The organism is Achromobacter marplatensis (assembly GCF_002209535.1).
Lineage (GTDB): Bacteria > Pseudomonadota > Gammaproteobacteria > Burkholderiales > Burkholderiaceae_B > Achromobacter > Achromobacter marplatensis.
In genome coordinates this window covers 25970-47106 of the sequence record NZ_NJIG01000002.1, presented here as the reverse complement: position 1 = coordinate 47106, position 21137 = coordinate 25970, and the positions used below count along the sequence as shown (strand labels likewise).

At 65.2% G+C, this 21137-nt stretch carries 19 protein-coding genes; 7 read left to right on the top strand and 12 right to left on the bottom strand.

The genetic code is table 11. The features are described from left to right. Positions 1-51 precede the first annotated feature (51 nt). Positions 52-927, top strand: coding sequence for an inositol monophosphatase family protein (locus tag CEY09_RS03790; RefSeq protein WP_088587634.1), 876 nt, complete (start codon positions 52-54; stop codon positions 925-927). Positions 928-936: 9 nt separating this feature from the next. Here the strand turns inward: CEY09_RS03790 and CEY09_RS03785 are convergent, their stop codons facing one another. Then, a complete protein-coding gene (locus CEY09_RS03785; protein WP_167390013.1) occupies positions 937-2640 on the bottom strand; it encodes an AMP-binding protein in 1704 nt (567 codons plus the stop codon). A gap of 76 nt (positions 2641-2716) precedes the next feature. Here CEY09_RS03785 and CEY09_RS03780 point away from each other — a divergent pair, with 76 nt between their 5' ends. Continuing rightward, positions 2717-3913: a M20 aminoacylase family protein gene (locus tag CEY09_RS03780; protein ID WP_006226285.1), complete on the top strand. Its 1197-nt coding sequence runs from the start codon at positions 2717-2719 to the stop codon at positions 3911-3913. Positions 3914-3915: 2 nt separating this feature from the next. On the opposite strand, the gene CEY09_RS03775 is transcribed toward CEY09_RS03780, so the two are convergent. Beyond that, on the bottom strand, positions 3916-4809 hold the full coding sequence (locus tag CEY09_RS03775; protein WP_088587632.1) for a LysR family transcriptional regulator: 894 nt from the start codon (positions 4807-4809) through the stop codon (positions 3916-3918). A gap of 115 nt (positions 4810-4924) precedes the next feature. On the opposite strand from CEY09_RS03775, the gene CEY09_RS03770 reads away from it, so the two are divergent. From CEY09_RS03770 to pagP, 4 genes are all read left to right on the top strand, one after another. Next, complete coding sequence (locus CEY09_RS03770; protein WP_234818220.1) at positions 4925-6022, top strand: YeiH family protein; 1098 nt, start codon at positions 4925-4927, stop codon at positions 6020-6022. 105 nt (positions 6023-6127) lie between these two features. Continuing rightward, positions 6128-6538 carry an acyl-CoA thioesterase gene (locus CEY09_RS03765; protein ID WP_006226282.1) on the top strand — a complete coding sequence of 137 codons (411 nt, stop codon included), beginning with the start codon at positions 6128-6130 and terminating at the stop codon, positions 6536-6538. 10 nt (positions 6539-6548) lie between these two features. After that, positions 6549-8021 carry a magnesium transporter gene (gene mgtE / locus CEY09_RS03760; protein WP_006226281.1) on the top strand — a complete coding sequence of 491 codons (1473 nt, stop codon included), beginning with the start codon at positions 6549-6551 and terminating at the stop codon, positions 8019-8021. Between the two features lie 156 nt (positions 8022-8177). After that, positions 8178-8732 carry a lipid IV(A) palmitoyltransferase PagP gene (pagP, locus tag CEY09_RS03755; RefSeq protein ID WP_088587631.1) on the top strand — a complete coding sequence of 185 codons (555 nt, stop codon included), beginning with the start codon at positions 8178-8180 and terminating at the stop codon, positions 8730-8732. Positions 8733-8749: 17 nt separating this feature from the next. Here the strand turns inward: pagP and CEY09_RS03750 are convergent, their stop codons facing one another. From CEY09_RS03750 to CEY09_RS03710, 9 genes are all read right to left on the bottom strand, one after another. Further along, a complete protein-coding gene (locus tag CEY09_RS03750; protein ID WP_088587630.1) occupies positions 8750-9361 on the bottom strand; it encodes a gamma-glutamylcyclotransferase in 612 nt (203 codons plus the stop codon). Between the two features lie 160 nt (positions 9362-9521). Next, positions 9522-9980, bottom strand: coding sequence for an Lrp/AsnC family transcriptional regulator (locus tag CEY09_RS03745; protein WP_006226278.1), 459 nt, complete (start codon positions 9978-9980; stop codon positions 9522-9524). An 85-nt stretch (positions 9981-10065) separates the two neighbouring features. Beyond that, complete coding sequence (locus CEY09_RS03740; RefSeq protein WP_088587629.1) at positions 10066-10845, bottom strand: SDR family oxidoreductase; 780 nt, start codon at positions 10843-10845, stop codon at positions 10066-10068. A gap of 152 nt (positions 10846-10997) precedes the next feature. Continuing rightward, the gene (locus CEY09_RS03735; RefSeq protein WP_088587628.1) at positions 10998-12692 is read right to left on the bottom strand and encodes a thiamine pyrophosphate-binding protein; all 1695 of its coding nucleotides are present in this window, start codon (positions 12690-12692) and stop codon (positions 10998-11000) included. Positions 12693-12751: 59 nt separating this feature from the next. Then, positions 12752-13738 carry a tripartite tricarboxylate transporter substrate binding protein gene (locus CEY09_RS03730; protein WP_035213767.1) on the bottom strand — a complete coding sequence of 329 codons (987 nt, stop codon included), beginning with the start codon at positions 13736-13738 and terminating at the stop codon, positions 12752-12754. Next, positions 13735-14490 carry a GntR family transcriptional regulator gene (locus tag CEY09_RS03725; RefSeq protein ID WP_088587627.1) on the bottom strand — a complete coding sequence of 252 codons (756 nt, stop codon included), beginning with the start codon at positions 14488-14490 and terminating at the stop codon, positions 13735-13737. The genes CEY09_RS03730 and CEY09_RS03725 overlap by 4 nt, the downstream gene beginning before the upstream one ends. Positions 14491-14681: 191 nt before the next feature. After that, positions 14682-15401: a VOC family protein gene (locus tag CEY09_RS03720; protein ID WP_006226273.1), complete on the bottom strand. Its 720-nt coding sequence runs from the start codon at positions 15399-15401 to the stop codon at positions 14682-14684. Between the two features lie 17 nt (positions 15402-15418). After that, positions 15419-18154, bottom strand: a complete 2736-nt coding sequence (secA, locus tag CEY09_RS03715; protein ID WP_088587626.1) for a preprotein translocase subunit SecA — start codon at positions 18152-18154, stop codon at positions 15419-15421. A 176-nt stretch (positions 18155-18330) separates the two neighbouring features. Then, positions 18331-19311, bottom strand: coding sequence for a M23 family metallopeptidase (locus CEY09_RS03710; protein ID WP_088588039.1), 981 nt, complete (start codon positions 19309-19311; stop codon positions 18331-18333). A gap of 127 nt (positions 19312-19438) precedes the next feature. Between CEY09_RS03710 and CEY09_RS03705 the strand changes: the two genes are divergently transcribed. Then, complete coding sequence (locus CEY09_RS03705; protein WP_088587625.1) at positions 19439-19846, top strand: DciA family protein; 408 nt, start codon at positions 19439-19441, stop codon at positions 19844-19846. Between the two features lie 196 nt (positions 19847-20042). Here CEY09_RS03705 and lpxC read toward each other — a convergent pair whose 3' ends face one another. Beyond that, complete coding sequence (gene lpxC / locus CEY09_RS03700) at positions 20043-20966, bottom strand: UDP-3-O-acyl-N-acetylglucosamine deacetylase (RefSeq protein WP_006226269.1); 924 nt, start codon at positions 20964-20966, stop codon at positions 20043-20045. Positions 20967-21137 lie beyond the last annotated feature (171 nt).

Sequence of the window (21137 nt, the reverse complement as noted above, 5' to 3'; positions counted from 1 at the left end):
TTCAGGCCTTTGCCTCAGATTTGACGCATACATGGGCTTACACTGGTTTACATGGATACCTATGATCAGCCCCGTTCGCAGGCTTCGCCCATAGACCTGTGCGCCGCCATCGACGCGGCCGTCACTGCGGCTCATGGCGGTGCGGCCATCCTGCAATCCTACGCGCATCACCGCGCCGATCTCGTGATCGACCGCAAGGCGCGCAATGATCTCGTCTCCCAGGCGGACCGCGAGGCAGAGGCCGTCATTATCCAGGAGCTGCAGACCCGCACGCCCAAGTTCGGCATCGTGGCCGAAGAGACCGGCGGCAAGCCCAAGGGCATCGCCACCTGGTACATCGACCCGCTCGACGGCACCACCAATTTCCTGCATGACATCCCGCACTACGCCGTGTCGATCGCGCTGATCGCCCACGCAGGCACCGCGGTATCAGCCACCGAAACCCTGGCGGAAGACACGCCCGTGATCGGCGTGGTGTACGACCCCAACCGCGAAGAGCTGTTCACCGCGGTGTACGGCATCGGCGCCTGGCTCAACGGCCGCCGCATCAAGTGTTCGCGCACGCAGACGATCGAAGACTCCGTGCTGGCCACGGGCTTCCCGTTCCGTGACTTCTCATTCGCCGGGCAATACATGCCCATGCTGGACGACGCCATCAAGCGTGCGCGCGGCGTGCGCCGCATGGGCGCAGCGGCGCTGGACCTGGCATGGACGGCTTGCGGCCGTTACGACGGTTATTGGGAAATGGGCCTGGCGCCCTGGGACGTGGCCGCCGGCACGCTGATCCTGCGCGAAGCGGGCGGCACCTGCACAGACATGCACAAGCTGGACCCCTGGCCGATCGGCGGACGCGTCGTGGCGGGCAACCCCGCCATCGAACGCGCCCTGCACGAGATGATCGCGCCACACCTCGCCAAGCCCGGCTGAAGCCGGGCTTCAGGCCGTCGCTTTGCCCGCGGACGCGGCGGCCGGCGCATCGGGCCGCAGCTCGCGGCGCAGGATCTTGCCCACATTGCTCTTGGGCAGTTCATCGCGGAATTCCACGAAGCGCGGGCGCTTGTAGCCCGTCAGCTTTTCGCGGCACCAGTCCTGCACCTGGGCCTCGGTCAACGACGAATCGCTCTTGACCACGAACACCTTCACAGCTTCGCCCGAGTGCTCGTCCGGCACGCCGATCGCCGCGCATTCCAGCACGCCCGGCAGTTGCGCCACCACGGCCTCGACCTCGTTCGGATAGACCTTGAAGCCGGACACCGCGATCATGTCCTTCTTGCGGTCCACGATGCGTGTGTAGCCCTGCTCGTCCATGATGCCGATATCGCCCGTGCGGAAGAACCCGTCGGCCGTCATGGACTGCCGCGTTTCCTCGGGCTTCTGCCAGTACCCCAGCATGACTTGCGGCCCGCGAATGCCCACTTCCCCGCGTTCGCCCAGCGGCACTTCGTGGCCGGCGTCGTCGAGGATGGCCACGTCGGTGGACGGCAACGGCAAGCCGATGGAACCCGAATAGGCCGTGGCGTTGGTCGGGTTCACCGTCGCCACCGGCGAGGTCTCGGACAAGCCATAACCTTCGATCAGCGGCCTGCCGGTGATCTTCAGCCAGCGTTCGGCCACCGATTGCTGCACGGCCATGCCGCCGCCCAGCGTCAAGCGCAATGCCGAGAAATCCAGCTTCGCGAAATCCGGGTTGTGCGCCAACGCGTTGAACAGCGTATTGACGCCGGGGAACAGATTCACCGGCACCTTGCGCCACGCATTGATCAGCGACGGCTGATCGCGCGGATTGATGATGAGCACGTTGCGCATGCCCGCGTGCAGGCCATACAGGCCGCAAACCGTCATGGCGAACACGTGATAGAGCGGCAGCGCGCTGATGATGGTCAGCTGGCTGTTCGCCAGGTCATGCACCACGGGCTGCGCCACGGCTTCCGTTTGCAGCACGTTGGCCGTCAGGTTGCGGTGCGACAGCATGGCGCCCTTGGGCACGCCGGTGGTGCCACCGGTGTATTGCAGCACCGCCACGTCGTCCATCGTCAGCACGGGCTGCGTGAACGGCAGGCCCGCGCCGTCGTCCAGCACCTTGGGCAGCATGCGCGCGCCGTCGATCCGCCAGGCCGGCACGATCTTCTTGATATGGCGCGCGGCGAAGTTGACGATCGGCGCCTTCAGGCCGCCCAGCAGGTCGCCCGGCCCGGTCACGACCACGTGCTTGAGCTGCCCGCGGTTCTTCACCGCCTGCAACGTGTGCGCGAAGTTTTCCAGGATCAGGATGACGGACGCGCCGCTGTCCTGCAACTGGCGTTCAAGTTCGTCGGCCGTGTAGAGCGGGTTGACGTTTACCACGACGAGCCCGGCGCGCAGCGTGCCCAGCATGCCGACCAGATACGCCGGCACGTTCGGCATCATCAGCGCAACGCGGGCGCCCTTGGGCAGCCCCAGGCTTTGCAGCCAACCGGAGAACGCGCGCGCATGCCGGTCCAGTTGCGCATAGGTGATGTCGCTGCCCATCGCCGTGCAGGCGATGCGCGAAGCGTATTGCTTGCAGGCCCGGTCCAGCAGGTCGGCCAGTGAGGAATAACCCTCAGTGGAGATCTCTGCCGGAACCCCCTGCGGGTAATGGGCAAGCCACGGACGCGTCATGGTAGTTGTCTCCATTAAATAGATTTTTGATTGATGATAACCTTGTTGCGTTCCCTTATTCCGCCTGACTTCCCCCATGAAACTGCTCGAACCCATCGTCGCCTGGCATCACGATATCTCCAAGATCCGCCGCGACATCCACGCGCATCCTGAATTGGCCTTCGAAGAATTCCGCACCGCCGACGTGGTGGCGGCCAAGCTCGAAGAATGGGGCATCGAAGTCGACCGCGGCCTGGGTGGCACGGGCGTCGTCGGCATCATCCGCGGCAACCAGCCCGGCGACCGCGCCGTGGGCCTGCGCGCCGACATGGATGCGCTGCCCATGCAAGAGGTCAACACCTTTGCGCACGCCAGTAAGAACGAAGGCAAGATGCACGCGTGCGGCCATGACGGCCACACCGCCATGCTGCTGGCCGCGGCGCAATACCTGTCGCAGCACCGCGATTACGCGGGCATCGTGTACGTGATCTTCCAGCCCGCCGAAGAAGGCGGCGGCGGCGCCAAGCGCATGATCGACGACGGCTTGTTCAAGCGTTTCCCGATGGAAGCGGTGTTCGGCATGCACAACTGGCCCGGCATGAAGCCCGGCCAGTTCGGCCTGACGCCCGGCCCCATCATGGCCTCCAGCAACGAATTCTCGATCGTGGTCAAGGGCAAGGGCACGCACGCCGGCATGCCCAACCTGGGCATCGATCCCGTCATGGCCGCGGTGCAACTGGCGCAGTCGCTGCAGACCATCATCACGCGCAACCGCAACCCGCTGGACGCGGCGGTGCTCAGCATCACGCAGATCCATGCCGGCAGCGCCGACAACGTCGTGCCGAACCACGCCGAATTGCGCGGCACGGTGCGCACCTTCACGCTGGACGTGCTGGACCTGATCGAACGCCGTATGGAAGAGATCACGCGCCACACCTGCGCGGCCATGGACTGCGAGGTTGAATTCACGTTCCAGCGCAACTACCCGCCCACGATCAACCACGCCGAAGAAGCCGCGTTCTGTGCCGACGTGCTGCGCGACATCGTCGGCGAGGCCAACGTCAACGACCACGTGCAACCCACGATGGGCGCGGAAGACTTCGCCTTCATGCTGCAGGAACTGCCGGGCTGCTACGTCTGGATCGGCAACGGCACGGGCGACCACCGCGACAGCGGCCACGGCCTGGGCCCCTGCATGCTGCACAACGGCAGCTATGACTTCAACGACGAACTGCTGCCGCTGGGTGGCACGTACTGGGTTCAACTGGCCCTGAAGCGTCTGGCCAAGGCCTGACCCTACCCGCCGTCCGCCGCCCCGACCGCCAGGCACATCGCCAAAAAGCGGCCGGTGGCGCGGGCGGCGGCGTCCGCATGCGGCACCAGGATGCTGAGCGTGCGGGTCAACGGCTTGGGCAACAGGCGCAATGCCGCCAATGCCCCGTCCTCATGCCGCATCGACATGACGGACACGAACCCAACCCCCAGCCCCGCGCGCACCGCCTGCTTCACGCCTTCGACGCCGGCCAGTTCCAACCCCACCGACGGCGCCAGCCCCGCATCCGCGAACGCGCGCTCGACCAGCCGCCGTACGCCCGAACCGGGCTCGCGCATGACAAGCGGCGAGGCGGCCAGATCGCGCAACGTCACCGCGCCCTTGCCCGCCAGCGCGTGATCGGCCCGCACGATCGCCACGACTTCGTCCTGCCGCCAGGCATGCACCGCAGTATCCGCCGGCAAGCCGGTGGGCACATCGCCTTCAATGAAAGCCAGGTCCAGCGCGGGCAAGCGTTCGACGATTTCCCGCGTGTTGCCGTCGGACAGGTGCAGGCTGACCGCGGGAAAGGCATGGCGGAAATCCGCCACCAGGCGCGGCAATAGGTAGCTGGCGGGGGTGGTGCTGGCGCCCAGGCGCAACGCGCCGGTTTCCAGCCCGCGCCACGTTTCGCGCACGGCCTGCGCCTGGCGATACACCTGGCGCAGCTGCCGGGCCTGCTCGGCCAGGCGTTCGCCGGCTTCCGTCAGCGCGATGCCGTGGCCGCTGCGGCGGTACAGCGGTTCGCCGAACCATTCCTGCAGCATGCGCAGCTGGCCCGAGACGGCGGGTTGGGACAAATGCAGCACCTGGGCGGCGCGGCTGATGTTGCCGGTATCGGCTACACAAGCGAAGGTCAGCAACTGGTCCGGAGTCATGGCGGCCTAATTATCAGAATTTCTGATATTACATATTCAAAATAAAGATTTTTCAAATAGTAGAGCGAGATCTAATATTTCGTGAAGTTATTTAGATATGCCCAAAGGGCCAGTCATGAGCACCTCTTCCAGCACCACCGCCCCCCTTCCGGCCGCAGCCGGCGCGACCGCAGCCGCTCCGGCCGCCGCATCCACCACCACGCCGTGGCGGGACAAGCTAAACGGGGTGCTGTTCGTTGGCTTGATGGCGGGTGCGGTGATGCAACTGGCCGACCTGCCCGCCATCCGCCAACTGGGCTTTTCCCCGCTGGTCGTAGGCATCGTCTGCGGCATGCTGTACGGCAACTTCCTGCGCGGCACGATGCCGGCCGATTGGGGCGTGGGCGTAAACTTCACCGCGCGCCGCCTCTTGCGCATCGCTGTGGCTTTCTATGGCTTGAACATCAGCATCCAGCAAATCGCGGCGGTGGGCCTGCCGGGGCTGGCCGTCTCGGTCGCTGTCGTGCTGGGCACCTTGCTGATCGGCACCGTCGTGGGCCAGCGCATGCTGGGCCTGGATCGCGACACGGCCATGTTGACGGCCGCCGGCAGCGCAATCTGCGGCGCTGCCGCCGTGCTGGCCTTCGAACCCACGCTGCGGGCCGCCCCGCACAAGAGCGCCGTCGCGGTCGCCACCGTGGTGCTGTTCGGCACCCTGTCCATGTTCCTATACCCCATCCTGTACCACGCTGGCTGGCTTGATTTCGACACCCAGGCGCTTGGCATCTACATCGGCGGCACCATCCATGAAGTGGCGCAGGTCGTCGGCGCCGCCAGCAATATCGACCCCGCCACCACCGAAGTCGCCACCATCGTCAAGATGACCCGCGTGGCGCTCCTGGTGCCGGTGCTGCTGGTCCTGGGCATGTACCTGCGCAGCGCCGCCAGCCAGGCCGGCGGCCAGGCCAAGGGCGCCAAGCTCCCGATTCCCTGGTTCGCGGTCGGCTTCCTGGTGCTGGCCATCATCAACTCGCTAAACATCATCCCCCCCGATGCCATCGCCGCCGTCCGCCGCCTGGACGTCTTCGCCCTGACCATGGCCATGACGGCGCTCGGCATCGAAACCCGCTTCGCCCAGATCAAGAAAGCCGGCCCCCGCGTGATGGCGCTGGGCCTGATCCTGTACGCCTGGCTGTTGGTTGGCGGCTACGGTATCGTGAAGTTGGCGACCTGATCGCCGGGCCGCCGCGGCAAAGCGCCGCGGCGGCCCTTGCCGCACACGCCGCGGTCTCGTTTTTCCTGCATAATCGGCTGGTTCCCTTGCTTTGGAGTCGGCCGCATGACCTCCAGCACCAAAACCCCGTTTACGACTCTGCCTGCCAATCGCGACCCGGTATTGCGCGTCATGCCGATGCCCGCTGACGCGAATATCCACGGGGACGTCTTCGGCGGCTGGATCATGGCCCAGGTCGACATAGCCGGGTCGATCCCCGCCGCGCGCCGCGCCGCCGGGCGCGTGGCCACCGTCGCAGTCAATGCCTTCCAGTTCAAAGAGCCCGTGTTCGTGGGCGACCTCCTCAGCTTTTACGCATCCATCGCCAAGACCGGCACGACGTCGGTCACGGTGTCGGTCGAGGTCTATGCCGAACGCCAGCGCCTGGACGCCGAAGTCGTCAAGGTCACCGAGGCTACGCTCACCTACGTCGCCACCGACGAAGCGCGGCGCAGCCGCCCTCTCCCCACTCTTTGAGCCGTAACGCATGACGCAGTCCGCCGCCGCGCAGAAACCGCCCGCGACGCCCCGCCGCCTCGACCCGGAAGACGCCCAGACCGCCCTGGCCGAAGTGCAGGAACGCCTGCGCCGCCAGCAATTGGTTGCCGACCTGGTGCATCGCCAGGAAGAAGGCGACGCCAAGGCCACGCTGGTCGAAGACCTGGTGCACCGCCAGCACGAGGCTGAACTCAAGACGCTGCTGGACGGCCTGCATCCGGCAGACATCGCCTTCATCCTGGAATCGCTGCCCAAGGACGAACGCCAGGCCATCTGGAAGCTGGTCAGCCCCGAGCACGACGCGGACGTGCTGCTGGAAGTCGAAGACTGGGTGCGGGAATCGCTGATCGAAGCGATGGACCGCCAGGACCTGGTCGCCGCCACCGGCAACATGGACGCCGACGAGCTGGCCGACCTGGCGCCCGACCTGCCGCCCGACGTGGTGGCCGAAGTGCAGAAGGGCCTGACCGAAGAAGAACGCGCGCAGTTGCTGGAAGCCATGGGCTATCCGGAAGACAGCGTGGGCGCGATCATGGACTTCGAAATGGTCCGGGTGCGCGAGGATGTCACGTTGGAAGTGGTGCTGCGCTACCTGCGCCGCCTGCACGAGCTGCCCGATCACACCGACCAGATCTTCGTGGTGGATCGCCAGGACAAGCTGCAGGGCATCCTGCCCTTGTCGCGCCTGCTGGTCAGCGAACCCGAAACCGAAGTGCGCGCCGTCATGAATTCGGATTTCCTGGCGCTGAACCCGCTGGACTCCGACGCCGACGCCGCCGGCGCATTCGAACGCTACGACCTCGTGTCCGCCCCCGTGATGGACGACCAGGGCCGCCTGATCGGCCGCGTCACCATCGCCGACGTCGTGGACGTGATGCGCGAAGACTCGCAGGAACAGGCGCTGTCGCGCGCCGGTCTGCAAGAAGAAGACATCTTCGCGCCCGTCAGCACCGCCTTGCGCAACCGCGCGCCCTGGCTGCTGCTCAACCTCTGTACTGCCGCCACGGCCTCTTTCGTGGCCTCCCAGTTCGAAGGCACCGTCAGCCAGATCGTCATCCTGGCATTCCTGATGTCCATTGTTGCCGGCATCGGCGGCAATTCGGGCAACCAGACCATGACGCTCATCATCCGGGCGCTGGCCATGGGCCGGATCACCGGGCGCAACCTGTGGCAACTGGTCAAGCGCGAACTGTTCGTGACCCTGCTGGTCGGGCTGTGCGGCAGCCTGGTGGCCGCTCTCTTCGCCTGGGTGATCTCGCATTCGCTCTCGATCGCCGTGGTCATGATGGCCGCGATGGTCTGCAACATGCTGGTCGGCGCCTCGGTCGGCGTCCTGGTGCCGATGGTGCGTGCCCGCTTTGGCAAGGACCCTGCGATGGGGTCGTCGGTGTTGCTCACCTTCGCCACCGACTCGCTGGGCTTCTTTATCTTCCTGGGCCTGGCCACCTTCTTCCTGCTGTAGCCTCACTGCAACAGTCAGGCGCTGCCTGGTTTGCCTGCCCCGCTTGTGTGCCGGGGCAGACCGGCAAACGTCGCCTCGTGACAGCGAAGTGACAGGGAAAACACCGCAGCTCCATGTAAAGTCATGGAACTGTCATCTTTTCCCTTAGTACCCGCAATGACCGCCAAACTCCGGGCAGCCCTCTTTTTCGTGCTGCTCTCGACTTTCGCCGCCACCGCGCAAGCCTGTGAAAACCTGCCCTCCTGGGCGCAGTCGGCCTGCAACCGCCTGGACCAGATCTGGACCGAGGGCGGCAACGACCTCTACGTAAGCGGCTACGCGTGGCACAACCGCGCGATGTACAGCCGCGAAAAAATCGACAGCTTCAACGAGCTGGCCTGGGGCGGCGGCTACGGCCGCAGCATCTACGATGAAGACGGGGACTGGCAGGGCCTGTACGCCATGGCGTTCCTGGATTCGCACAGCAAGGTCGAACCCATCGCGGGCTACGGTTTCCTGAAGATCGGGCAGGTCAGCGAGAACTTCCGGCTGGGCGCCGGATACACCGTCTTCCTGACCGCGCGCCACGACATCATGAGCTATGTGCCCTTCCCGGGGATCCTGCCGCTGGTGGGCGCCGGCTACAAAGACGCCATGCTCTACGCGACCTACATCCCCGGCTCATCCGGCGCGGGCAACGTGCTGTTCGTCTTTGGCCGTTGGCACTTCTGAAGCGAGCGGCCGCTCGCCTAGAAGGCCTGACCCAGTTTTCGGACCAGGTCCCCCAGCCGCCAATCATCGATGCCGTGGGCGCGCAGCGCGCGCTCGGTTTCCACCACGTAGTCCAGGCAAGGCCCGGATTGCCCCACGGCATTGCGCACCGAGGCCAGCAGGCGGTCATCGCTGATATCGGCCGCATATTCCTCGCAGGCGCGGTTCAGCAGGAAGACCAGCCCGGGCACGGGCGCGGCGTCGGTATGGCAGGTCAGCCAGCGCGGGGTGTAGGCGCCGGTCACCATCTCTCGGCGCCACAGCGCCTGGAACACGGTCGGCACATCGCTGGCCGCGATCTGGTAGGCCACGCCGCGGCAGCATCCGCCGCGATTCAGCCCGAACACCAGGCCGGGGTTGTCCGGCGACCCGCGGTGGTCGCGCGACCACAGGCAGAGCGACCGGTGATAACCGCGCACGGTCGCCAGGCGGCGTTCGCGCCACGCGAAACCGGGATGCCAGATCAGGGATCCATAGGCGAACACCCACAGATCGTCCACGCCGTTCCATCCGGCCAGCAGATCGTCCACCGACAGCGCTTGCCGCGTTTTTGCCAGACCGGCACAGCCGGCGGGTACTGCCAACGACATAGGGTCCTCTGATATCCCGATTCATTCCCTAGCAGGAATGAGCGATATCCTACGCCGACGGCCGCGCAAAAGAATTGCGAGATGGGGCCTTCGCAACACGCCGAAAGAAATTTGCATCCGCCACGACCCGCGTGCGCGGAAAAAAATTGCGCGCCCGCCGCTAGACCGCATCCAGGGGCAATTCCGTGGTGCTTTTGATGATTTCCATCGAGAAGCTGGCGCTGACGTCCAGCAGGTCGACCGCGCCGATCAGCCGGCGGTAGAAGCGGTCATAGGCGGCCATGTCCTCGACCACGACTTTCAGCAGGTAATCGATGTCGCCCGCCATGCGGTGGAACTCCACCACATTGGGCAGCGCCATGACGGCGTTGATCAGGCTCTGGGTCCATTTCTCGTTGTGCTGGCTGGTCTTGATCGACACGAAGACCGTCAGGTTCAGGCCCAGGGCGCGGGGGTCCAGCAGGATGGCATTGCGGGCGATGACGCCGTCATCCTTCAGCTTCTGGATACGGCGCCAGCATGGCGTGACCGACAGGTTCACCTGCTCGGCGATTTCGGCGACCGAACAGGTGGCGTCCTTCTGCAGCAACGCCAGTATCTTGATGTCGGTCTGGTCCATGGTTTCCTCAGCGCGGTGGGTGCCAATCTTGCCTGTTACGGCTGCCCGCGTCCAGCCACGCGCAGCACGCTGCCGCCAACCCCGCCTAGTAGGTGCCCGGGTAGCCGCCACCGTCAATCAGGATGCTTTGGGCCGTCATGTAGCCGGACTGCGCGGAACACAGATAGGCGCACAGCGCCCCGACCTCTTCCGGCTGCCCGTAACGGCCGGCCGGGTTCGCGCGCCCGCGCTCTTCCCAGAGCTGGTCGAATGTCTTGCCGGACTGCTCCAGCATGCCCTGGATATGCCTGACCTGCGCGTCGGTGGCGAAGGCGCCCGGCAGCAGGTTGTTGATGGTGACGTTGTGCCGCACGGTCTGGCGCGCCAGGCCGCCCACAAAGCCGATCAGGCCCGACCGGGCGCCGTTGGACAAGCCCAGTTCGGCATGCGGGGCCTTCACGCTGCGCGACACGATGTTCACGATGCGGCCGAAGCGCCGCTCGATCATGCCGTCGACCACGCGCCGGATCATGTCGATCGGACCCAGCATCATGGCGTCCAGCGATGCGATCCAGTCCTCGCGCGTCCAGTCCCGGAAGTCGCCGGGCAAGGGGCCGTCGGCGTTGTTGATGAGGATGTCGGGGTGCGGGCACGCGGCGATCGCCGCGTCCCGGCCGTGCGGCTGGGTCAGGTCGGCCGACACCCAGCCCACGCCGTTGCCGGTTTCGCGAGAGATCTCTGCGGCGGCCTGCTCCAGCGTCTGCGGATTGCGGGCCGCGATGGTCACCGCCACCCCTTCGCGCGCCAATTGCAGCGCACAAGCCCGGCCCATGCCGCGGCTGCCGCCAAAAACCAATGCCGTTTTGCCGCTGATGCCCAGATCCATGCTGTCGCTCCCGTTGCGTGTCGCGCCACCGACCTGGGCCGCTGCGCCGAAGCGCACCAGTATAGGAGCGCCCGCCGCGCTTCGGAATGGAATTTTTTGCGGCGCTGCCGCTCAACCCCTCCTACGACGCGGCAGAAGCGCCCCTTTCGGGATCACCCCATCCACTGGCTGACCGGTGCCGCCGCGTCCTGCAAGGGCTGCGCCACCACGTCAATCAACGCCGGGCCGTCATGCTCCATGGCGGCTTTGATCGCGGCATCCAGCTTGGACGGATCCTCCACGCGCCAGGCCTTCACGCCGTAGGCTTCGGCGATGCGGGCATGGTCGGTGCGGTTGAAGTCCACGCTGTAGTAGCGCTGGTCGTAGCCCGCCTTCTGGCTGGCCTTGATCCAGCCGTAGACCGAATTCGAAAACACGATCATCAGCAGCGGCGCCTTGTGGCGCACGATGGTTTCCAGTTCGCCCACCGTGAAGCCGAAGCTGCCGTCGCCCATCACCGACACGCACTTCGATTGTGGGCGGCCGACCCACGCGCCAAGCGCCGCCGACATCGAAAAGCCCAATGCGCCGTGCGCGCGGTTGGTGATGAAATGCCGGCCGGGGCGCGACACGTCGTAGTAGGCCGAGAAGTACGGGCAAGGCGTGCCGGGGTCCGCGCACACGACCGCGTCGTCCGGCAGCAGGCGGTTCAGCGACTGCACGACGCGCTCGGGGCGAATCGGTGCATCCAGGCTGTTGGCCAACGGTTCCAGCTGCGCCAGGCGGGCGGCCTTGGCACGGCCGGCCAGCACCGCGCCGTCCACGGCGTCGGAATTCCGGTGCGCCAGGCGGGCCTGCACCTCGGCGCCCAGCGCTTCCAGCGCCAGCTTGGCGTCGCCCACCAGGCCGACTTCGGTCAGGTAGTTGGCGCCGATCACCATGGGATCGATATCGATGTGCAGGATGGGCACGTCGCGGTTCGGGAAGCGCCAGTGCTCGGTCGACGTCGACCCGGCGCGGCAGCCCACGAACAGCACCACGTCGGCCGCGGCCACCACATCACGCGTGGCCATCACGCCGCCATTGGAGCCCACCACGCCGGCGTTCAGCGGATGCGTGTCGGCCAGGCTGCCCTGTCCGCTGACCGTCACGCAAACCGCCGCCTTCAGCGTTTCGGCCAGCGTCTGCAAGGCACCGCTGGCGCCGGCGATGACCACGCCACCGCCGCAGATGATCACTGGGGCGCGGGCGCCGACCAGGCGCTGCGCGGCGCGTGCCACGTCCGCGGGGTCCGGCGCGAAGCGCATCGACGGGAACTGGCCGTGCTCGGGCTGCGCCCAGACATCGGACGCGTCCACTTGCTGCTTCATCACGTCATAGGGAAAGCACAGGTGCGCCGCGCCGGGCTTGCCGGTAGTCATGGCGCGGAATGCCGCGCGCACCATGCCGGGGATCTGGTCGGCCCGATCGATGGTGCGGTTCCATTTCGTCAGCGGACGGTACAGCGCTTCCTGGTCCAGTTCGGTCAGCGGATATTTGCCGCGCGAGCCCACCGCCACGTCGGAGGTGATGCCCAGAACGGGAATCGACGACTCGTTGGCTTCGACAAGACCCGGCAGCAGATAGGTCGCGCCGCCGCCGCTGGGGCCTTCGCAAACGCCGACCTTGCCGGTCACGCGCGCGTAGGCGTCGGCCATGTAGCCAGCGCTGCGCTCATCGCGCGTCAGGATGTGCTGCATGCCGTGGTCCAGGCGGTACAGCGCATCGTAGAACGGCAAGCTGGTGTCGCCGCACAGGCCAAATATATGTTTGACGCCGTTGTGCTGCAGCATCCGCACCATAGCTTCGGCGCCGGTCAGGTTTTCCATGTCATCTCCACGTGTTTCGTGGACGGAACCGGGCGGCTCACCGCCCGGCGGTCCGCCACTCAGTTATCCAGATTGATGTTGCTGCTCTTGATGAACGCGCTCCAGCGGTCGTATTCCGACTTCACGTACGCATCCAGCGCAGGGCCGTCGGATGCCACGATCTCGAAGCCCGCTTCCGTGACCTTCTTCTTGATTTCCGGGTCGGCCAGCACCGCCTTGAAGTCCGCGGTCAGCTTCTTCACCGTGGCCTCGGGCGTGCCCTTCGGCGCGAACATGCCGCTCCACGAATAGGCGACGAAACCCGGGAACCCGGATTCGGCCACCGTCGGCACATTCGGCAGTTCCGGCAGGCGCTTTTCGCCCGCCACGGCCAGCGGCTTGATCTTGCCGGCCTGGATCTGGCCGCGCAGCGCCGCAAAGCTCAGCCACGTCATGTTGGCCTGCCCGCCCACCACCGCCTGGATGGCCGGCCCGCCGCCGCCATACGGTACGTGCAGCAGCTCCACTTTCGACAACCGCTTGAGTTCTTCGGGCGCCAGGTGGTTCAGCGAACCGACGCCTGTCGACGCATAGTTGAATTTGTTCGGCGACTCTTTGGCGGCGGCCGCCAGGAAGGCTTTCAGGTTATCCCCAGGCACGCCTGGGTTCGCGCCGATCACCAGCGGAAAGCGCACGGTCTGCGAGATCGCCACGAAATCCTTGAACGTGTCGTACGGTAGCTTGGACTTCACGGCAGGATTGATGCCATGGTTGTCGAAGCTGACCAGCAGCGTATTGCCATCCGGTTCGGCGCGGGCCACAAAGGCCGTCGCGATCTGGCTGGCCGCGCCCGGGCGGTTTTCCACCACTACCGCGCGTCCGCCCAATTGCTGCGACAGGCGCGGCTGCAGGATGCGCGCCAGGATGTCCGTGCTGCCGCCCGGCGGATACGGCACCACCAGGATCAGTGGCCGTTCTTCGGCTGCGGCCGGCGCGGCGATCATGGCGCCCCCGGCAGCGGCTGTCGCGCATAGCGCCGCGAGTACCCGCTTCATCGTGTGAGTCATTTTTTTTCCCCTGCTGTCATGGTGTTGGCCGGCGCTGCCGTGGCGGGTTCGGCCTGGTCCCGCATGTAAATCGTTGAAAAACCCGTGCGTATCACGTCCGTGATCTGATCCAGCCGGCGTCCGATATGCGTGTTCATCAAGCCCGGTAAGGCGTCCATGTCGCGTTGCTCCAGCGCCTGCACGATGCGCAGGTGCTCGCCCTGGGTATGGCTGCGCCGGCCCTGCTGCATGTCGATCCAGCGCACGAAATGGATGCGGGCATTGACGCTTTCCAGCGCGCGCACGAATTCTTCGTTGCGCGACAGGCGGGCCAGTTGCAGGTGGAAGGCTTCATCCAGCTCCAGCAGGCGCGTCGCGTCGCTGTCTTCCGGCACGTCCCGGGAACACTCGACGAATTGCCGCAACCCGGCCAGTTCTTCGTCGCTGGCGCGCTCGCAGGCGGCGCGCACGATGCCGGCCTCCAGTACCGCGCGGTATTCGTACAGGCTGTGGATCTGCTTGGCGTCCAGCAAGCGGGCGATGAAGCCCCGGTTGACCGAGCGAGTCAGAAAGCCCTCGACCATCAACTGGTTCAGCACCTCGCGCAGCGGCGTGCGACTGACATTCAGGCGCCGCGCCAGCTCGACTTCATTGATGCGTTCGCCCGGCTTGAAATCAAAGCGCACCGCCATCGCCTTGACGGCGCCATACAGTTCGGCCTGACCAGCGGAGGTGCGGGCGGCAGGTCGGATGGCGGAAGGGGTTTGCGGCATACCGGGTCGAAAACGGGAAGGTTTCCAGGGGAATGAAGTGCATACTAAAGTGCATACACTTTGCAAGACAACCCGGGTTTGCCCGGACGCGGGCAGGCGAACGCCCGCCGCCAACGCAGCGAACGTCAAGCGGAACCGGAAATGAAAACGGGCCTCGATGGGCCCGTACGAACGCTGGCGAAACGAAGGAATTACAGGCCGGTATCCAGCGTGTAATGCGCGCCGTCGCGGTTTTCCAGCGTCAGCGTAGTCAGGGTGGGGGTCGCGGCCGCGGCATCCTGCTGCACGTGGATGCGCAGATTGGCCAACGGCACATCCCAGCCGCCGGTAGCGGCTTCAGCGTTGACGTCCGCCACCAGCGCCAGCCGTTCGGCCACCGCCCGTGCATCCGCCGCGCGGGCGTCGATGCGCAGCAGGCTACGCGCGCCGTTGGGGTGCGCCATCAATTCAGGCGACCAGACGCACTCGGGCGTCAGATGGCGGCAGAAATACATGCGGATGCCGGGCAAGGGCTGCTCGGCAAAACGCACGGTGTGAAAACGCGCCTGCACTTCCTGGCCGTCCAGCATCGCGGGACGGGTCAGCTCCTGCACGGGATTCACGGCAAAACCCGCCGCCTTCAGCCGCTCGTAGGTGGCCTCCGCGTCATAGGTACGGAACACCAGCGCTTCCAGCCCGAACGGCGAATCGGCGATTTCACGGCGCACCGGCGGCGCCCCCGCCGGCCAGCCCAGCAGTTCGACATACGTGCTTTCCAGCACGATCAGCCGATTGCACGACCCCAGGTTATGCACCGCCTTGTCGCTCAGGTGAAAGCCCTGACGCTCGAAGTGCGGCGCCAGCGCATCCAGCCGGTCGCGCACCATGACGACGGCATGGTCGAATTCGGTACGGCCGACGGAATGCAGCATGGCGTGTTATCCCTGGATCAGACGAGCTTGCCGTGGCACTGCTTGTACTTCTTGCCGCTGCCGCACGGGCACGGGTCATTGCGGCCGACCTTCGGCAACGCGTTGCGCACCGGCTGTGCACCATCGTCCGATTCCGACTGAGCCAGGGCTTCGTCGTAGTCCGAGTGATGGTATTGCACGTTCTGCACATGCGGCTGGGCGGCTTCGGCTTCGGCCTGTTCGACCTGTTCCGACGACTGCACGCGCACCGTCATCAGCACGCGGACGACGTCGTCGCGGATGCGGTCCAGCATGCCCGAGAACAGTTCGAAGGCTTCGCGCTTGTATTCCTGCTTGGGGTTCTTCTGCGCATAGCCGCGCAGATGGATGCCCTGACGCAGGTAATCCAGCGCCGACAGGTGTTCGCGCCAGTGCGTGTCGATCGCTTGCAGCATGATCGAACGCTCGAACTGCGACCACGATTCCGTCCCCACCTGATCGACCTTGGCCTGGTAGGCGTCGCGGGCAGCAGCCAGCACACGCTCGCGCAGGTCTTCGTCGGTCAGGCTGGTTTCTTTTTCCAGCATCTCGGTCAGCGGCAAATGCAGTTGCCAGTCGGCTTCCAGCGCCTTCTGCAGCGCCGGCACGTCCCACTGCTCTTCCACCGATTCCGGCGGCACGTACGTGTTGAACAGATCGGTCACGGCGGCGTCGCGCAGGTTCTGCACGGTGGCGCCCACGCTGGCGGCTTCCAGCACGTCATTGCGCTGGGAATACAGCACCTTGCGCTGGTCGTTGGCCACGTCGTCGTATTCCAGCAATTGCTTGCGGATGTCGAAGTTGCGGCCTTCCACCTTGCGCTGCGCGGTTTCGATCGAACGCGTCACCATGCCCGCCTCGATGGGCTCGCCTTCCGGCAGCTTCAGGCGTTCCATGATGGCGCGCACGCGGTCGCCCGCGAAAATGCGCATCAGCGAATCTTCCAGCGACAGGTAGAAACGGGACGAGCCCGGATCGCCCTGGCGGCCGGCACGGCCACGCAGCTGGTTGTCGATACGGCGCGATTCGTGGCGCTCGGTACCGATAATGCGCAGGCCGCCGGCGGCCTTGACCTGCTCGTTCAGCGGCTTCCACTCGGCACGCACCTTTTCGATGCGCGCGGCCTTTTCGGCTTCCGACAGCGATTCGTCGGCGCGGATCAGGTCGACCTGCTTGTCGACGCTGCCGCCCAGCACGATGTCGGTGCCGCGGCCTGCCATGTTGGTGGCGATGGTGATGTGGCCCGGCTTGCCGGCTTCGGCAACGATCTCGGCTTCGCGGGCGTGCTGCTTGGCGTTCAGCACTTCGTGCGGCAGCTTGGCCTTCTTCAGGAGGCCCGACAGCAGCTCGGAGTTTTCGATGCTGGTGGTGCCCACCAGCACGGGCTGGCCGCGCTCGTGGCAATCACGGATGTCTTCAAGGATCGCGTTGTACTTTTCCGGATCGGTCTTGAAGACCTGATCGTTCTGGTCCTTGCGGATCATGGGCTTGTTGGTCGGGATGATGACCGTTTCAAGTCCGTAGATTTCCTGGAATTCGTACGCTTCCGTATCGGCCGTACCGGTCATACCGGACAGCTTTTCGTACATGCGGAAGTAGTTCTGGAACGTGATGGAGGCCAGCGTCTGGTTCTCGTGCTGGATCTTCACGCCTTCCTTGGCCTCGACGGCCTGGTGCAGGCCATCGGACCAGCGGCGGCCCACCATCAGGCGGCCCGTGAATTCGTCGACGATCACCACCTCGCCGTCCTGCACGACGTACTGCTGGTCGCGGAAGAACAGGTTGTTGGCGCGCAGAGCCACCATCAGGTGGTGCATCAGCGCGATGTGGCGGGGGTCGTACAGCGACTCGCCTTCCGGCAGGATGCCCAGGCGGGCCAGGATGGCTTCGGCGTTTTCGTGCCCGGCTTCGGACAGATAGACCTGCTGGCTCTTTTCGTCGACCCAGTAGTCGCCTTCGGGTTCCGGCTCCTGCGGCTTGGGCTCGCTGGCCATGCGCTTGAGCAGCGGCGGCACCGCGTTCATGCGGATGTAGAGCTCGGTATGGTCTTCAGCCTGGCCGGAGATGATCAGCGGCGTGCGAGCTTCGTCGATCAGGATCGAGTCCACTTCGTCAACGATGGCGTAGAACAGCACGCGTTGGCGGCGGTCCTCAACACGGTATTCCATGTTGTCGCGCAGGTAGTCGAAGCCGAATTCGTTATTGGTGCCGTACGTGATGTCGGCGGCGTAGGCGGCCTTCTTCTCGTCGTTGGGCTGCTGCGGCACCACCACACCCGTGGTCATGCCCAGGAAGTGGTACAGGCGCCCCATCCATTCAGCGTCGCGGCGGGCCAGGTAATCGTTCACCGTCACCACGTGCACGCCCTTGCCGGCGACCGCGTTCAGGTAGACGGGCAACGTGGCCATCAGCGTCTTGCCTTCCCCCGTGCGCATTTCGGCGATCTTGCCGTTGTGCAGCGCGATGCCGCCCAACAGCTGGGAGTCGAAGTGGCGCATACCGAACACCCGCTTGCCGGCTTCGCGCACAACGGCGAACGCTTCGGGCAGCAGGTCGTCCAGCGTGGTGCCCTGGGCGTATCGGGATCGGAATTCGTCAGTCTTGGCCGCCAGCTCCGCATCGGAAAGCGCGGAAATCTTGGGCTCCTGCCCATTGATCTGGGTTACCAGCTTGCGATACTGCTTAAGCAGCCGGTCGTTGCGGCTACCTATGAGTTTTTTGAGCAGAGAAACCATGCGTATGTCGGCCGCACGTGCCACGCCGCGCCTGCAAAGGGCCAGGGCAGCGTCACCCGTGACTTTGATGTTATTGGTTGAGCGGGGGTCCGCTGGGAAACGAACCAGTTTAACGCACCTGGAGCGTAATAGCCTGGATCTATGACCAGGGTGCTGTCATTGTCCTGTTGGACCGGTCAGCGCGCCGCAGGTTCAGTCGCCTGCGCCACGGCAGGCGGGGCATGCTGCTGCGATCCCAGGAACAATCTGGGGTCCAGCGGCTGTCCGGCAAGGCGGACTTCAAAGTGCAGATGGGGGCCGGTCGATCGGCCCGAGCTGCCTACGCGCGCCACTTGCTGGCCGCGGTCAACCAATTGCCCCTGCTTGACCATCAGGGACGAAGCATGGGCGTAACGGGTGATCAGGCCATCGCCGTGATCGATCTCGACCATATTGCCGAAACCCGGTTGAAACTTGGCTTCCAGCACCACCCCGCCCGAGGCGGCCAGGATAGGCGTGCCCGACGGCGCGGCGAAATCCAGCCCTTCGTGCATGGCCGTGCGCCCCGTCACCGGGTTGCGGCGCCAGCCGTACGAAGAACTCAGATAGGGATAATCGGTGATCGGCATGGCGGTCGGCATGCGCGCCTGGTCCGCCGAGCGCTTGGTCAACGCCGCATCCAGCAGTTTCAGGTTGTCCGACTGCTGCGCCAGCCGCGCCTGGATTTCATCCAGTTGGCGGCCCAGCGCTTCGGCCGAGGCAGCGCTGGGCGGCGGATGATCGGTGAACAGGTCGTCCATGACCTGCGTGGCTTCCGGCTGGGTCAGCGCTTCGGGCTGCGCCACGGCCAACTGCTTGGCCAGTTCCGGGTCGGTGTAGGCCACGCCCGCCACCTTGGCCACGCGCTGCCCCAAGCCGTCGATGCTGACCAGCTTGGCCTGCAGCGCGCCCACCTTGGCGGCCAGCAAGTTCATGTTTCCACGCAGGAAATCGGTGTCGCGCCCCGGCTGCCCGCCCAATGGCCAGCCCACGGTCTGGACGGTGGGCAGTATCGGAGTAAGGTATCGTTGTAGTGCGGCGCCGAAGATGGCTGCCGTGACGAGCGCGGCCCCGAGAAACAACGCCAACCGCGCGCCTCCCAGGGTGAAATGCCCGTCCCGCCCGTCGCGGGCGTGCATAATCACGATTTTCAAGGTTGCTTCCTAATTCTTTAAAGCCGGGATGAATAGACCTGCTTCAACCCGTCAACGTTCCGGTTCCAGCCGGCGGAAAGAAAATACCGCACTGGGATGGCTGGGTCATGACATGCGGGGCGCCGGGGTACTGGCGACTGCCCGCAAGCACTTGCAAATTCAGTATGCGGTGGCGGCGGTTCTGCCCACCCCGCTGGGTGCTGTCTGCCAGGTGGGCAAACTGGAAAACCAGTGCCTGCACCTGGTGGTGCCCAGTGCTGCCCATGCCGCCAAGATGCGTCAATTGGCGCCGCGCATCGCGCGTACCTTGGCAGACCAAGGCTGGAACCTTAACGAAATTGCCGTCAAGGTACAAGCGGGGTTACCGAAGCCCGGTGCCCGCCAGCCGCGCCCTCCCAAAGAGGCGCAACCGCTTGGGGACAAGGCCCTGGGCGCGTTCGAGTCACTACACGACAACCTGCGCCCCGGCCCGTTGGCCGATGCGGTCGCCAAGCTTTTAAGGCATCACAAGCGTAGCTGAATCAATCCGGCCCTGTCCGGCGCCAGAGGCGCCCGGAAACGAAGCGAAACCAAGTTTTCGAGCGACTAGCCCGATGGCTTGCGACCGGATGGCGACTTTTGCTCAGGAGGATGGCAACCCGCGCCATCCTTAAGCAGGAACCTGAAGGGATCCGGGGACAGGCCCCGGCATTCAGGTCCAGATGGGAAGCCTGGCGTCAGGCCAGCTTCCACTCGTGGCGAAACGCCTGCGGCGCCTCTGCCTGCGATTCATAGGTGACCAGTTCCCAGGCATCTTGCTGGGCCAGCAACGCACGGGCCAACTGGTTGTTCAGGCCGTGGCCCGATTTGCACGCCACATAGCGCGCCACCAGAGGCTTGCCCAACAGATACAGATCGCCGATGGCATCCAGGATCTTGTGCTTCACGAATTCGTCGTCGTAACGCAGCCCGTCGCTGTTCAGCACGCGGTATTCGTCCATGACGATAGCGTTGTCCAGGCTGCCGCCGCGCGCCAGACCCATCGAGCGCAGGGCTTCCACTTCGTTCACGAAACCGAAGGTGCGCGCACGGGCGATCTCGCGCACATACGAGTGCGTCGCGAAATCGATCTCGGCGAAATTGGCCGTGGAGTCGATGGCGGGGTGGCGAAAGTCGATCGAGAACGCCAGCGCGTACCCTTCATGGGGCTCCAGCCGGGCCCATTTCTCGTTGCGGCCTTCGCCTTCGCGCACTTCCACCGTCTTTTTGACGCGGATGAACTGCTTGGGCGCGTTCTGCTCGACGATGCCCGCCGAGCGCAACAGATAAACAAACGTTGCCGCACTGCCGTCCATGATGGGGACTTCTTCGGCAGTGAGGTCGATATGCAGGTTGTCGATTCCCAGGCCGGCCAGCGCCGACATGAGGTGTTCCACCGTGGAGACGCGGACATTGCCCTGTTGCAGGACGGACGCCATGCGCGTATCGCCCACGCCAGTGGCTTGCGCGGGCAGGTCAACGACCTGCGGCAGGTCCACGCGGTGAAAGACAATGCCAGTATTGGGTTGCGCCGGACGCAGGGTGAGTTCTACCCGCCGCCCGGAGTGGACGCCGACGCCTGTCGTGCGGACTAGATTCTGAATGCTGCGTTGTCGGAACATGAGACTTGGGTGTTAGAGCCAGAAAGCCGGCACGAAGAAGACAGATTGCCGGCGTAACTGACGTATTGTAACGCTGTCCGACCCTTGACGCCATCAGCGCGCGGGATCGACCGATACCTCCGTCCCTTATTAGAACCGTGCAAGGGAAACACGGACCGCTCCGCCTCCGGC